Source organism: Vreelandella sp. 2A-K22, assembly GCF_054065485.1.
Genome location: NZ_JBSUGC010000002.1, coordinates 47,021 through 60,780, shown reverse-complemented (window position 1 = coordinate 60,780; position 13,760 = coordinate 47,021). Strand labels below are relative to the sequence as shown.

Genomic DNA, 13,760 nt, shown 5'->3' with positions numbered 1-13,760 from the left:
CGATGAATAAGATGGCTTCTATGACCGCGTTCAATGTTATTCCAAAGGTAAGCAAACAACCGTATCACAACGCCATCTTGACGCGCCTTCCGACAGAGTGGGCGCCCTGGCCCGATGACGCGACTTCGGTCAATCACGATGAGGCGCTAAGCACCTTTGTTAAGCGCTCGCGAAAAAAAGGCTTCGCCTGGCCCAAAAAGCCAGTGGCATTCATCTCAGATCCCCATGCGGACGCCGAGGCATTTGAAGCCTCGCTAATTGCTGCAGGCGTGATCGAACGCGAAGGCTCCCACCTATGTGAATATGCACTGACGAAATTCGGCAAAAAGGCCGAAATCGTGGTGGGCGGAGACTGCCTGGACAAAGGCCCCAGCAATCTGATGATGCTGCGCAGCCTGGCCCATTTATACCGCCTAAAAGCAGATATCACTCTGCTGGCCGGTAACCATGATCTCCGCTTGCTGATGGGGCTGCTATCGTTGGAACGCGACACTGACGCCGGTAGCCAACATCTCTTTGTGCGCATGGGCAAGAAGGTCATACCGCTGTTTAAAGAGGTATTCGATCAATACCTGGCCGATACCCAGTGGGACAAAGGATTACCGTCCGAGCAGGCGTGCCGACAGGCGCTGTTTCCAGGCAACGACTGGTTCGAAAACTTCCCCTTCTATGCCGCCGGGTTTCTCACCCCCGAGGGTATAGAGCGTGAAATCAGCAAGATGACCACCAAGGCGCAGAGCTTCGAGGCGCACTGTGCAAAAAACGGCCTGTCGCTCACCCAAGTCTACGCCGCGGCGATGAAGTGTCGTTCGCTATTTCTTAACAAATCGGGGGAATTTAGCTGGTTTTTCCGACGCATGCAGTTGGTTAAAAAGCGCGGTTCCTTTCTGTTTCTGCATGCCGGCCTTGATGATCATATGGCCGAACTGCTGGCCAAATACGGCGTAAAACATGCCAACCGCGCTTTCAAAAAAAACCTAATGCACCAAAACCTGTTCAGTTTTTATTATGGCTCTCTGGCCAATACCTTTAGAACCAAATACCGTAAAGCCGATCTTCCCCTTACGCCGCGCGGCGCCTACGTTGCCCGGCGAGCGGGCATTCAGGTGCTGGTTCACGGCCATATCAACCAACACTTTGGCCAGCGGGTCACGCTCAAAAACGGGCTTATCCATATCGAAGCCGATATCACCCTGGACGCTCACTCGCGTAAAAATGAGGGGCTCGATGGCTACGGTGTAGGGGTAACGTTAATCGACAAAAACCGTGGAGTGATCGGCCTTAGCTGCGATTACCCTCAGGCAAAAGTATTCAAGCCCGGCCGCAAAGGAAAACTGGTGGAGCCCGCTAAATGAAGTCAAAAACGAAATTCAGCCACGATTCCCTGCTGGATCGTCAGTCAACCCAAGAGTTACTGGTTACCCTGGCAAATGCGATCAATAAAGGCGAATTAGCCTTTCAGGAAAGTGAAGGAGAACTGGTACTTTCCCCCCAGCAGTTACTGCAAGTCTCCCTGCGCGCCAGTGATGAAGGCGATAAACAGGAGGTGGAAGTAAAGATTAAATGGCGCACCAAAGAGAAAGAGCTTTCCGACACACCTCCCAAAATTAAAACAAAAGCAGGTAAACGTTAAGAGCTGACGCCCCGAGCCCTACCCACATGAATGTGGGTGTATGATGCCCATGTTCGCGCCAGAGCCCTTTCGGCTCACGGAAGAAAGACTATGGGAGAAAGACTATGGGAGCGTGGAAATGGACATTACCCATTTAGAGCACGTCATTATCGCTTTGATCATTCAGCTCTCACTATTGCCCTTTGTTTCTGCTTACGTGGCCGGTGTTATCCCGGTGGCGATACTGCTCGGCCGCGAGATTGCTCAGCACGAATACAGGCTAGGCATCCAACGAGGTTGGGCATGGGGCGAAACGCTACCGGTAGGTATGTTTGAGGGTGTCTGGCGTGGATGGACGTTAGACTCAGTGCTTGATGTTTTGCTTCCAGCACTGGCGTGCGGGCTGCTAGCGGTTATGATTGGCTTTAAGAAAAGGCATACAACCAAAAACAGCTAGGCCCTTGGCACCCAGTGGCTGGCCTGGGTGGCATCAAAGGTGTCAGCTAGTCATTATCGAGATGCTCGGTACGGTATAACTTCCACTCATTTTCAACCCGGCCATCAGGCAAGCGGCAATAGCGGCCAGTGCCTAGGCTGCTTTCGCGAATTTCATTCTCCCCACCGACACTTCTGCAGTATTCAGCCGCGTATTGGGTCATCTGGTTTTGAGAATTGGGGTCACCACCGCCCGTGGCACAGCCGCCGAGCATTAGTAGCACTGTCATTGGGCCGTAGCGGTATATAGATCCTGTAAGCATTGGAACCTCCCTCCCTGAGCATACAGTTCAGCGTCACTTTGATTCTGGTGAGTAACCGCGAGCACATCAAGCAGGATGTTACTGGGCAAGAGATATGATGATTCCATAGAGCGTTTGCTGATATGGAAAATGGTAGCTAGGCTGTAGCTAGTCATCTTCGATGTACAAGCATTGTCTATGGCTATTTTCAGCATTGAATTCATAAGGCCAGGATCGTATTCATAAGGAGAGTGACGCTATGTCCAGCCCGGAACATAAGCAAAAGATCTGGAAGATGATCAAAGATATCAAAGTCGGCATGCTCGTGACGTTGGATCACGACACCCCACGCGCCCGGCCAATGCATCTGGTTCAAGATGAGTATGACGGCACCCTGTGGTTCTTCACCCGCCGCAGTGCTGAGAAGGTATTTGAAACCGAAAGCGACCATGATGTGTGCCTTAGCTTCTCCGACCAGGAAGATGGCGTCTACGTTTCACTATCGGGTAAAGCCAACCTGACAGATAACCGCGAACTGATCGAAAAATACTGGAACCCTTTCATCGCCGCTTGGTTCCCCGAAGGTAAAGACGACCCAGACGTCGCCCTGCTAGAAATTAAAGTGCAGATGGGTGAGCACTGGAAAGCAAAAGAGAGCAAGACATTCCAGCTTTACGAAATTGCCAAAGCCAACCTCAAAAAGGACGCTACCCCGAACCTTGGCGAGAATGAAAAGTTCGGTGGGTAACTTCCTTCCCAAGCGCCCCGCTGCCGGGGCGCTTTACGGCCTGACCATTCTCATGCTGCTCATGAGTTCATCCACCTCATGGGCCACTGATCAGTCCCAGAGTGATAATGCTCCCCCACAGGGCGAATGCGAACTCAACGATCAGCAGCAGGCAATGCTGTCTCAGATCAACGAGGCGCGTAGCCAAGCGCGACAATGCGGTGACCAGCAGTTTGAAGCCGCAGAGCCGTTAGCCTGGAGCTGCAAGTTGGAAGCAGCGGCCAAGAGCCACTCCCAGGACATGGCCGAGAATGACTACTTTAGCCATACCGACCCGGAGGGTGCTGGTATCGAGCAGCGTGTGGGTAATCAGGATTATGTGTGGCAAGCCGTGGGTGAAAATATCGCCGCTGGCCACACCTCCGTTTCCGCCGTGGTGGAAGGCTGGCTAGACAGCCCCGGCCATTGCCGCAACATCATGAATGACGACTTTACCGAGATGGGCATGGCAAAAGCCGAGGATTCGGAGTCGCGCTACTCAACCTACTGGACACAAACGCTAGGCAACCCGCGCTAAGCACCCACGAGTCAATTATTGCCCGCCTCCTAACTCACCGTAGTGGACAGCCGTAATCGCGTTTTTAGGCGAGCCATCGACCAGCTTGGTGCTATAGGTCAGGTACACAAAGGTCTGGGTTTCGGCGTCATGCATGCGAACGACGCGCATATTCTTGAAAAGCGCCGAGCGGCGTTGACTAAAAATCACCTCTTGCTCTTCTACTTCAGCGGGATCGAAGACAACCTCCCCTGTCTGCCGACACGCCACGCTCGCCTCACTAGCCTCCTCAGCCAGCCCCACCGCCCCAGTGATCCCGCCAATCTGTGAATAGGAGAGATAACAGGAGATACCCTGAACCTTCGGGTCATCGAAGCGCTCCACTTCAATGGTATTGTTCGGGCCCAGTAGCTTGAACTCGGTACGCACGCTGCCAATGTGAGCATCCTGAGCTAATAGCGTGGGCGGCAATAGCGCAAACATAGCAATGAGCGACGTGAGGGCAGCGTGTTTTGGGAAAAACATGGGTCATTTCCTTGGCAATATTCAGCCGAACGATGGGCAAGCGAAGAGCATACCTGATGCGCACAGTTCTTGGAGAACATTCAGGAAAATGGAGGCGTAGAACGGAGGTAAAAGCAAAGCGAGTGAGGCGAATGGCGTCCTGGCAGGAGTCTATAAAAAGATATAAACACTTGTTTTTTTTAAAAAAACCCTATATACCATAAAGTATACCAAAACAGTGTCCATATAGGGTTTAGACGTCTTCTGGAGTATTATGCTGAAAAATTCTGTTCTTTCATCCTAGCGGCGTTTCTTACCTCAGGTAGGGGATCGTTTTCTGCTACTGAAACCCATTTTTTTACAATAGGATCATTACCAAAGCCACCTTCAGTCATAGCTAATGCAAGGTGGGCACATCCCCATCGCCATAAGGGAATACTGTCGGTATCAGCATTATGGCTGCGGCTATAATCTAATTCTTCAATCAGATAGCTTAATCCATGTAAAATCATTTCATAAACTAGCGTTTTCTGTGTGTTCTCACCCTTAGAAAAAACCTTACGGCAAAACTGTAAAGATCTATTCAGCCCATTTTTCCTACGAGTTGCTACTATTATCCCAACCTCTTTAACTATATCATCTGGAATAGCTGGCAGATGATAAGCGTTGTCACTTGAATATCTCATCCAAACGTTTAACATTTTAAGTACTTTATCAACAGACTCTTCATCCTCGGACGAGAGAAACATTCTAATCTGATGAGAAATCTCATTAGCATTAGAAGCATAATATTTAGACAGACCAGGATATAAGAAACAAAATATTGCGTTATCCTCAGACATTACTTTTTTATATACTTCGTCAACAATCTTCTTAGGAAAATCAAAAAATATGAGCAAATAGCCCAACCCAACACAAACTTTTTCTTTTACATAATTTTCTCTTGAAAATGGATCTTTTACCTCCTTTATATAAAAGGTTTTAGCCCAGTCCATAACACAATCAAAAACCTTTGATTTTTCATCAACATCTAAATCTATAAAAACTCCTTCCATATGAAGGGCATTCAAATCTGAACCCAAATCAGATAACAGCTCACGTTTTGGCAAAGGATCTCTAAATATATTCTTTTTGTAGTATTTACAAGCAACTCCAGGCTCTACTTGTGGCAGCAAGAAAAATACCCAGTTATTTAAATTTGTATCTAGTGGCAAATTGCTTTTACGATTCACTTTACCCCATATAGCGTTTGCAAACTGTAACCTTTCTTCATCATTTAGTTGATGACAAACTCCAGGCACCGCCAACCTTAAACAAGCATTTTCACGCTCAAAACTAATGCTAAGCAGCCCTCTCTTGATAATTTCTAAAAAAAACAACCAGCTGTCATTATTATCACCATTTCGCTCAGAAACACTAAACTCATTTTTATTTAAAAGCAATTTAACTGGATCACTTACTTCAGAAACTTTTTCATTAAGTCTTAAAATCGGCATCTTCATTATATCTAAAGATCTTAAATCTTGTGTTCTTTTAGGAATCGCCTCCCATGATCTAGAAAGAAGATTTTCTATAGGCTTAATTAACCATGGATGTACAAATATCAAATCAGAACTATAAATCGAAACAGCTTTATCCAAAATCTTCTCAGCTTCATCCTTATCGAGTCTAAGAACTAACCTTGACAAAGCTTCAATAGCAACTCTTAAACGACCAACCCAATAGATTTTATTTTTTGAATTAGCAGAAGCCTTGGTGGAAGAAAAGTCGATAACCCCCACAACTTCTTCAACTAAAAAACTCACATCCATCAATTTAATGCTTGCAATAACCGGCCTAGACCAGATTATATTAAAGGAGTTATCATCTTCAAAATCCGTGATACGTAGCATTAATTTCATCGCAAATAAAGGATCGTTCTCAAGCAAGATTTCAGAAGCAATTTTTAAATCATCAAGGGATACCTTTACATTGTTAACCTTAGTCGGCAAGCCAGCGACCTCAGTTAACCTTAAAACTCTTAATGCTGCTCTCCATTTGATAAATTGCCGTTCAGAAAGATTTATTATCTTTCCTCTTACAGCACCTAGATCAAAGGGATGAGCCTCTTTACTTTCCCTGTTATCCAGTAATTCTTTAACATAAAATTCTTTATGATCAGAGACATCGCAAGCAAGATGTGAAAGTTCTTTCCACCTATCAAATGCGGACTTATCGCTATAGTCAAAACCCTTATCTAATTTATATCTCCATTCAATAGCCTGAGCCATCCATAGCATCCAAGACTCTCTTGAAGAAGAACTTATTAAAGAATCCCCTCTTTCACTTTTTCTTATTTCTTCTAAAGCATGTTCTAATATTCTTACTCCATCTTCTGATCTTCCAACTTCAACTAGAATTGCGGCTTTCCGAGCCATCCAAATTGGATCCACACCGGTTACATCCCATTTATCGAGAGCAGAATCCAAAGCTTCTAGCTTAAAATTATTTAACAGCCACAAACACTTTTCATGAGATACAAACTGTGCAGTTTCCTCCTCACAACCAAGAAAGCTACTTAGCTGCAGCACGTAAAAATTAAAATCAGTTTCATTATAGTCAAATCTGAAATGAGTCACTAATGATTTAGTTAGACGATAACAGCATAAATACAGCTCACCCCAGCCTAAAACTTCAAGATTACCGTCTATTCTTCTAGAATGGCAGTCAACAACAGAAAGTACGTTTCTTATCTCATTAACTATTTCATCTGGAAGAGGGTTCAAAACCAAATCATTTCTAAAAACAAACTCATCCAAATAAAAAACTATCTCCTCATAGGTCAAAGCCTCCTTATTATCCAAGAACGCCTTCCCCCAACGCTCAAGTGTTCTTAGCATAAAGCGACTATTATCAGGCGGTAGAACCAACCAGCCTGGATACATTTTTCGGTTAAACTTACAGTTATCAAAATGCTTTTTTAAATCCTCAACTGTAATTTTATCTTCTCCATACCCTACAGGATATTTACTTTCATTCTGAGGTATTTCTCCAGTTAACACTTCAACCGGCTGCAAGTATTCGGGAATTTTTTTTGTTTTATTTTCAGTGATTTGAGGCCAGTTAATAAAATCATAAGGCTTGCCACACTCTAATGTTTTCAAAAGCCACTCTGTTGCATACTGGTGCCTAAGGTGTTCCGGCCACGTTTTAGCTTTAGGATGACTAGCAAGGTCAATCGGAACAACATTTCTACTCTCTAGCATTCTCCTTCTGTGTGCTGATAAATCCAACCAACCCGCAAGATATATTTTAGGTGCGGCATCGCCAAGATTATCCCTAACCCAACCAGTCCAATGTAAAAAGTTTGGATCTTCCCCTGAGAATCCAATCAGTAAAAAAACTGTTTCCATCATAGACTGCTGAACGGTATTAACAAATGGAGCATTTTTTTTAGGATAATTTCTATAATCTTCCTCAGTGAAAATAAAGGGTACGCTTGAGGGGAATGAACCATGTAACTTAAAAATACGTGCTCCATTAGATGATGAAATTTCATCTACTGTTCTAACTACATGGTAACTTCTATTGGTAATATGCAATAGCGTTCTTTCTAGAAGAGTATCCCAATTAGTTGTAAAAACATCTTTCCAAGGTAGCTTTAGCAAGCTTTTATGAAAGTCGCTTGGTAAATAATTTTCGTCTGGAACTGCTTTTCTTATTAATTCATGAAGAGCACCTCGCCCGAATGCAGATTCATATTCTTGAGCAAGTCGCAAAAAACCACTTGTTCCAGAAGCTTCTGCTAAAGCACTCTCACGACGATATTGATCGTCTTCAGAATATAAGTGGTAGCACAATTCTTTAGCTGTATCATGCCAAAGAGGAAACTCACTAACCCCAGGGCCTATTTTTTTTCCGTTGCGAGAGAATCCAGCGCCTACCATTACCGAAGCGCGACTTCCCGAAGGATGCCACAAAGCATTTCGAACCTGGTTCATATGACTTTGATCAGGCAATGGCATCACGAATCTCCATTAAGTTGGGACTATTAAGATCATTCAAGAACAATTAGGCCTTCCCAAGCTATCCAACCAACTCACTATGCACAAGACATTTTATCTTCTTACTAATTAATATCGTAATTCGCATGTGGTACTGCATAACCCCGCATGAATCCGCATAATTTTCATGCACCCATTTTCCGCCAGCCAGCCCAGCAGTGGCACGGCTTGGCGGCGAGCACAGGGGTGCATAAAAACCACTACATTTAGCGCGCGGGCGGGGCGGGGTGACGAGTGCGCGGCGTGGGTCGCGGCCGGTGTCGGGGTGGATGGTTGGCAACATCACCGCATGAAGCCCCGTAGGCGCTCGTTCAAGGCTGGCCACCCTTTCACCCTGCCTAACACACCAACGCCCCGCACAAAGGCGGGGCGTTGGCCGTAAGCTAGCGAATGGCTGAGGTTAGGCTTGGGCGCTATCCAAATCGTCCAGGCTCGGTACATACTTCATTTGTAGTGGTGCCAAAGTTTGGCTCTTGCAGGCAGTGTTGATTGGGTGCCATTGGGCGTCGTTCCGCCGCCTCCCGCGGGTGCCTCATTCGCTCGTGCCTCGCGAGATTCGTTACCACGCGCTACGGGTATGTGCACGAAGCTACGTCGGTGGATTTCGTAGCGCGTGAGCCCGTTGGCGTACCTCGCAGGAGTCTAAAAAATCACATAACAACATGATTTTAAATAACTTAATTTAAAAAAATATCCCAACTCATATCTCAGCTTCATCATTTACAACCCGCCTACCTGCCTAACACGCCAACGCCCCGCACAAAGGCGGGGCGTTGGTCATTCGCTAGCTCATAGTTAGGTGATGCTTATGCGCTGCCGAGATCGTAATCTGGGCCGATCCCTCAGTTGATTTAAAGCACCATGGCAGCGACCCAGCCGAATACAATCAACGGGATGTTGTAGTGCAGGAAGGTAGGCACCACGCTATCCCAGATATGGTCATGCTGCCCATCGGCGTTGAGGCCTGCGGTGGGGCCTAGGGTGGAGTCTGAGGCGGGTGAGCCAGCGTCGCCCAGAGCGGCAGCCGTGCCTACCAATGCCACTGTTGCCATGGGTGAAAAGCCAAAGCTCAGTGCCAAAGGCACATAGAGCGACGCAATAATGGGAATGGTCGAAAACGAAGAGCCAATGCCCATGGTGATAAAGAGACCGACCAGCAGCATAATCAATGCTGCCAGCCCTTTATTATCACCGATAAGCTCGGCAGAACTCGCCACTAGCCCTTCCACCTCGCCACTGGCTTGCATCACACTGGCAAAACCAGCCGCTGAAATCATGATAAAGCCGACCAGGGCCATCATGCGCATCCCCTCGGTAAAGATACCGTCCTGCTCATGCCAGCGGAAAACGCCGCTCATGGAAAGCAAGGCAAACCCAAAGATGCCGCCAAGTACCATAGAGCCCGTCATCAGTTGCACAGTGACCGTACCTACCAGGGAAATAACCAACATGGCCTTTTGCCATCCGGCTAGAGAAAGTGCAGCTTCTTGGGGCGATTTATCACCATGGGCCAGCTCACGGTCTTGGTAGTCACGCCCCTTGCGATAACTCCAAAACACCGCCACCGCTAACCCTAATGCCATTCCCCCAATGGGAATCGCCATCGCCAGTGGCACCATTTGACGGGTCACTTCCAATCCCAGCGCCGCGCCACTTTCGTTGAGGTTCGCGAGCAGTATGTCATTCAGGAATATCGCCCCAAAACCTACGGGCAATAACATATACGGCGCCGTGATACCGAAGGTAATCACGCAAGCCACCAGTCGCCGGTCAAGCTTCAGATGATTCATCAGCTTTAGCAGCGGCGGTACCAGCACTGGAATAAAAGCGATATGGACAGGGATCAGGTTCTGCGAGCTGACTGCCGCGGCTAACAGCGCCGCCAGCAGCGTATAGGTAACCGTGCGGCGGCTACCCCCGGACTCGTCTAACTGGAAGCGTTTAATGGCCCGGCTGGCTAGCAGCTCGGTGATACCAGAACGGGATAAAGCGACGGCAAACGCCCCTAACACCGCATAAGAGAGCGCGATGGTGGCGCCATTACCCAGCCCCTCATTAAAAGCGTCAAGGATCTCACCAATAGGCATACCCGCATATAACCCACCTACCAGCGTGGCGACGATAAGGGCAAACACAACTGAAACGCGAGCAAGACTCAAGCCGACCATCACTAGGATAGCCAGAACGATAGCATTCATGAAAAACCTACTTTGTTGTTAGATGGTAATAATGCGTTCCCTATGGCCTAGCGCCACAGGGGACGCATGAAACGCCTTAAAACTGGCTTGGCAACGTATGCGGATGCGCCAGCGGGCTTAACGTGCGCTCACGTATTAGTTCGCTAGCGGCTTCGATATCGGGCGCGAAGAAGCGATCCTGCTTGTAGTGGCTGACCCGCGCACGTAGCAGTTGCCTGGCTTGCTCTAGCGGCTGGGTAGTGGTCAAGCCCTGGCGCATGTCCAACCCCTGGCACGCTCCCAGCCATTCGATGGCTAAAATGCCACACACATTCTCCGCCATTTCCCACAACCGCTTACCGGCGGCAGGCGCCATTGAGACATGGTCTTCCTGATTAGCCGAGGTAGGCAGGCTGTCGACACTATGGGGGTGCGCCAAGGCTTTATTTTCACTCGCCAGCGCCGCGGCGGTAACCTGGGCAATCATAAACCCGGAATTGACCCCGCCGTTCTCGACCAAAAATGGCGGTAGCTGAGACATGTGTTTGTCCATCATCAAAGAGACACGCCGCTCGGCCAGAGAGCCAATCTCGGCGATGGCTAACGCCAGGTTGTCAGCGGCCATGGCTACCGGTTCAGCATGAAAATTACCGCCGGAGATAATGTCATCCTGCTCGGCAAATACCAGCGGGTTATCAGAGACCGCGTTGATTTCCGCCGCGAGCACCTCGGCTGTCTGACGGATCTGGGTTAATACAGCACCCATCACCTGTGGCTGGCAGCGCAACGAGTAGGGATCCTGGACTTTATCGCAGTTGGCATGGGAGTCGCCGACGGCACTCTTTTCACCGAGTAGATGGCGATAAGCGGCGGCCGCGTCAATTTGGCCACGCTGGCCACGTACCTCATGAATCCGGGCATCGAAGGGTGAACGTGACCCCAAGGTGGCTTCTACGGTTAGCGAACCGCACACCGTCGCCGCCGCAAACAGGTCTTCGGCGTCGAATAGCCCCCGCAGGGCATAGGCGGTCGATACCTGCGTGCCATTAAGCAGCGCCAGACCCTCTTTGGGTGCCAGCGTGATTGGCGCCAGGCCAGCGATTTCCAACGCCTTTTCGGCGGAAATCCACTCACCTTTGTAGCGGGCTTTGCCCTCGCCTAGCAGCACAACACTCATATGCGCCAGGGGCGCCAAATCACCGGAAGCGCCCACCGATCCTTTAAGCGGAATATGCGGGTAAACCTCGGCATTGATCAGTGCCACCAGGGCATCCAATACCTCACGGCGGATGCCGGAGAAGCCTCTCGCCAGGCTGTTGACCTTAAGCACCATAATCAAACGCACCAGGGCGTCGTCTATCGCCCTTCCCACGCCAGTGGCATGAGAGAGCACCAGAGAGCTCTGTAACGATTCAAGATCTTCGTTGGCAATGCGGGTCTGGGCCAATAAGCCAAACCCCGTATTAATGCCATAGACCGTACGGTTCTCACTGACGACCCGGTTAACGCAATCGACGCTTCGCTGGATATCCGCATTGGCGCTTTCCGGTAACGTGACAGGCACATGCGCTTCGTGGATCTGGCGGGCCTGGGCAAGGGTCATTTTGCCGGGCTGAATTTCTAGATGTTTCATTTGTTCGCCTTTAGAGACAGGAAGGTGGTCATCCCACCTTCTCAACTGTTGTATTTGTGCGGGCTTTACTGATTGAGCATCGGCAAATCAAGACCGTTTTCGCTGGCGCACTTTTTAGCAATGTCATAACCAGCATCGGCATGACGCATCACGCCAGTGCCCGGGTCGTTGCGCAGCACACGGCCTAAGCGGGCGTGGGCATCATCGCTGCCGTCACACACGATCACCACGCCAGAATGCTGGGAGTAGCCCATGCCAACCCCACCGCCATGATGTAACGACACCCATGTGGCACCGCCTGCGGTGTTTAGCAGCGCGTTGAGCAGTGGCCAGTCGGAAACGGCGTCAGAACCATCCATCATCGCCTCGGTTTCGCGATTGGGGCTGGCAACGGAGCCTGAGTCGAGATGGTCGCGACCAATAACGATCGGTGCTTTTAGCTCGCCGTTCTTCACCATTTCGTTGAAGGCCTGCCCCAAGCGGGCACGGTCTTTAAGCCCCACCCAGCAAATGCGTGCTGGCAGCCCCTGGAAACTAATGCGCTCGCGCGCCATGTCGAGCCAGTTGTGCAGGTGCGGGTCATCGGGAATGAGCTCTTTGACCTTCTGGTCGGTCTTATAAATGTCCTCAGGATCCCCGGAGAGCGCCACCCAGCGGAAGGGGCCGATGCCCTGGCAAAAGAGAGGACGAATATAGGCAGGCACAAAACCCGGAAAATCAAAGGCGTTGGCAACCCCTTCTTCCATTGCCATCTGCCGAATGTTATTGCCGTAATCAAACGTGGGTACGCCCATTTTCTGGAAGTCGAGCATCGCTTGCACATGCACCGCCATCGATTGCTTGGCCGCCTTCACGGTGGCTTCAGGTTCAGACTTGCCTCGCGCCACGTACTCTTCCCATGTCCAGCCGGAAGGCAGGTAGCCATGCAATGGGTCGTGGGCGCTGGTCTGATCCGTGACCATATCTGGTTTGATGCCGCGTTTAACCAGCTCCGGAAGCACGTCGGCAGCGTTACCACACAGGCCGATAGAAATAGCCTTACCTTCGGCGGTATAGCGCTCAATACGCGCCAGGGCGTCATCAAGGTTGTCAGCCTGTTCATCCAGGTAGCGGGTACGCAAGCGGAAGTCGAGGCTCGCCTGCCGACACTCAATATTCAGTGAACAGGCACCGGCCAACGTAGCCGCCAACGGCTGAGCGCCGCCCATACCGCCAAGCCCGGCGGTCAGAATCCAACGCCCCTTAAGCTCACCGTCGTAGTGCTGGCGACCCGCCTCAACAAAGGTTTCATAGGTGCCTTGCACAATGCCCTGGGAGCCAATATAGATCCAAGAACCCGCCGTCATCTGGCCGTACATCATCAAGCCTTTGCGATCCAGTTCGTTGAAGTGCTCCCAGTTAGCCCAGGCGGGTACCAGGTTGGAGTTGGCGATCAATACCCGGGGCGCATCCTTATGGGTTTCAAAAACGCCGACGGGTTTACCAGACTGCACTAGCAGGGTCTGGGTATCTTCCAAGCGCTGTAACGTTTCGACGATTTTGTCGTAGCACGCCCAGTCACGGGCAGCGCGGCCGATGCCGCCGTACACCACTAAATCCTCGGGGCTTTCGGCTACATCCGGATGAAGGTTGTTCATCAGCATGCGAAGCGGCGCTTCGGTCAGCCAGCTTTTACAGCTGAGCTCAGTACCGGTCGGCGCAATGATCTTACGTGAAGCATCGTGACGTTTATCGTTGGTTGGCATGGCGTCATTCCTTGTGTTTCCGTTCG

11 protein-coding genes are annotated in these 13,760 nt (G+C 49.7%); 5 read left to right on the top strand and 6 right to left on the bottom strand.

Annotated features, from left to right (window positions below; all coding sequences use genetic code 11):
* Positions 1 to 20 precede the first annotated feature (20 nt).
* The 3 genes from ACW17M_RS02580 to ACW17M_RS02570 all read left to right on the top strand — a co-directional run bounded on the left by ACW17M_RS02580 (position 21) and on the right by ACW17M_RS02570 (position 2,069).
* The gene (locus ACW17M_RS02580) at positions 21 to 1,355 is read left to right on the top strand and encodes a metallophosphoesterase (RefSeq protein ID WP_022524070.1); all 1,335 of its coding nucleotides are present in this window, start codon (positions 21 to 23) and stop codon (positions 1,353 to 1,355) included.
* The gene (locus tag ACW17M_RS02575) at positions 1,352 to 1,633 is read left to right on the top strand and encodes an amphi-Trp domain-containing protein (RefSeq protein ID WP_161463505.1); all 282 of its coding nucleotides are present in this window, start codon (positions 1,352 to 1,354) and stop codon (positions 1,631 to 1,633) included. Before ACW17M_RS02580 ends, ACW17M_RS02575 begins: the two co-directional genes overlap by 4 nt.
* A 118-nt stretch (positions 1,634 to 1,751) precedes the next feature.
* Positions 1,752 to 2,069 carry a hypothetical protein gene (locus ACW17M_RS02570; RefSeq protein ID WP_041157975.1) on the top strand — a complete coding sequence of 106 codons (318 nt, stop codon included), beginning with the start codon at positions 1,752 to 1,754 and terminating at the stop codon, positions 2,067 to 2,069.
* A 46-nt stretch (positions 2,070 to 2,115) separates the two neighbouring features.
* Here ACW17M_RS02570 and ACW17M_RS02565 read toward each other — a convergent pair whose 3' ends face one another.
* On the bottom strand, positions 2,116 to 2,370 hold the full coding sequence (locus ACW17M_RS02565) for a putative hemolysin (RefSeq protein WP_022524073.1): 255 nt from the start codon (positions 2,368 to 2,370) through the stop codon (positions 2,116 to 2,118).
* Between the two features lie 238 nt (positions 2,371 to 2,608).
* On the opposite strand from ACW17M_RS02565, the gene ACW17M_RS02560 reads away from it, so the two are divergent.
* Complete coding sequence (locus tag ACW17M_RS02560; RefSeq protein ID WP_223288177.1) at positions 2,609 to 3,097, top strand: pyridoxamine 5'-phosphate oxidase family protein; 489 nt, start codon at positions 2,609 to 2,611, stop codon at positions 3,095 to 3,097.
* Positions 3,078 to 3,653, top strand: a complete 576-nt coding sequence (locus ACW17M_RS02555) for a CAP domain-containing protein (RefSeq protein WP_457546880.1) — start codon at positions 3,078 to 3,080, stop codon at positions 3,651 to 3,653. Before ACW17M_RS02560 ends, ACW17M_RS02555 begins: the two co-directional genes overlap by 20 nt.
* 15 nt (positions 3,654 to 3,668) lie before the next feature.
* Here the strand turns inward: ACW17M_RS02555 and ACW17M_RS02550 are convergent, their stop codons facing one another.
* From ACW17M_RS02550 to hutU, 5 genes are all read right to left on the bottom strand, one after another.
* Complete coding sequence (locus tag ACW17M_RS02550) at positions 3,669 to 4,157, bottom strand: CreA family protein (RefSeq protein ID WP_457546879.1); 489 nt, start codon at positions 4,155 to 4,157, stop codon at positions 3,669 to 3,671.
* A 251-nt stretch (positions 4,158 to 4,408) separates the two neighbouring features.
* Positions 4,409 to 8,140, bottom strand: coding sequence for an SIR2 family NAD-dependent protein deacylase (locus tag ACW17M_RS02545; RefSeq protein WP_457546878.1), 3,732 nt, complete (start codon positions 8,138 to 8,140; stop codon positions 4,409 to 4,411).
* Positions 8,141 to 9,030: 890 nt separating this feature from the next.
* The gene (locus ACW17M_RS02540; protein ID WP_342583090.1) at positions 9,031 to 10,377 is read right to left on the bottom strand and encodes a Na+/H+ antiporter family protein; all 1,347 of its coding nucleotides are present in this window, start codon (positions 10,375 to 10,377) and stop codon (positions 9,031 to 9,033) included.
* A 76-nt stretch (positions 10,378 to 10,453) separates the two neighbouring features.
* The gene (hutH, locus tag ACW17M_RS02535) at positions 10,454 to 11,989 is read right to left on the bottom strand and encodes a histidine ammonia-lyase (protein ID WP_027958996.1); all 1,536 of its coding nucleotides are present in this window, start codon (positions 11,987 to 11,989) and stop codon (positions 10,454 to 10,456) included.
* 65 nt (positions 11,990 to 12,054) lie between these two features.
* On the bottom strand, positions 12,055 to 13,734 hold the full coding sequence (hutU, locus tag ACW17M_RS02530) for a urocanate hydratase (RefSeq protein ID WP_039860458.1): 1,680 nt from the start codon (positions 13,732 to 13,734) through the stop codon (positions 12,055 to 12,057).
* Between the last annotated feature and the right edge of the window lie 26 nt (positions 13,735 to 13,760).

Excerpts from the sequence above, each read along its gene's own strand:
- hutU (WP_039860458.1), bottom strand. The coding sequence starts at position 13,734 with ATGCCAACCAACGATAAACGTCACGATGCTTCACGTAAGATCATTGCG.
- ACW17M_RS02545 (WP_457546878.1), bottom strand. The coding sequence starts at position 8,140 with ATGCCATTGCCTGATCAAAGTCATATGAACCAGGTTCGAAATGCTTTG.
- ACW17M_RS02580 (WP_022524070.1), top strand. The coding sequence starts at position 21 with ATGACCGCGTTCAATGTTATTCCAAAGGTAAGCAAACAACCGTATCAC.
- ACW17M_RS02540 (WP_342583090.1), bottom strand. The coding sequence starts at position 10,377 with ATGAATGCTATCGTTCTGGCTATCCTAGTGATGGTCGGCTTGAGTCTT.
- ACW17M_RS02555 (WP_457546880.1), top strand. The coding sequence starts at position 3,078 with ATGAAAAGTTCGGTGGGTAACTTCCTTCCCAAGCGCCCCGCTGCCGGG.
- ACW17M_RS02565 (WP_022524073.1), bottom strand. The coding sequence starts at position 2,370 with ATGCTTACAGGATCTATATACCGCTACGGCCCAATGACAGTGCTACTA.
- ACW17M_RS02560 (WP_223288177.1), top strand. The coding sequence starts at position 2,609 with ATGTCCAGCCCGGAACATAAGCAAAAGATCTGGAAGATGATCAAAGAT.
- ACW17M_RS02575 (WP_161463505.1), top strand. The coding sequence starts at position 1,352 with ATGAAGTCAAAAACGAAATTCAGCCACGATTCCCTGCTGGATCGTCAG.
- hutH (WP_027958996.1), bottom strand. The coding sequence starts at position 11,989 with ATGAAACATCTAGAAATTCAGCCCGGCAAAATGACCCTTGCCCAGGCC.
- ACW17M_RS02570 (WP_041157975.1), top strand. The coding sequence starts at position 1,752 with ATGGACATTACCCATTTAGAGCACGTCATTATCGCTTTGATCATTCAG.
- ACW17M_RS02550 (WP_457546879.1), bottom strand. The coding sequence starts at position 4,157 with ATGTTTTTCCCAAAACACGCTGCCCTCACGTCGCTCATTGCTATGTTT.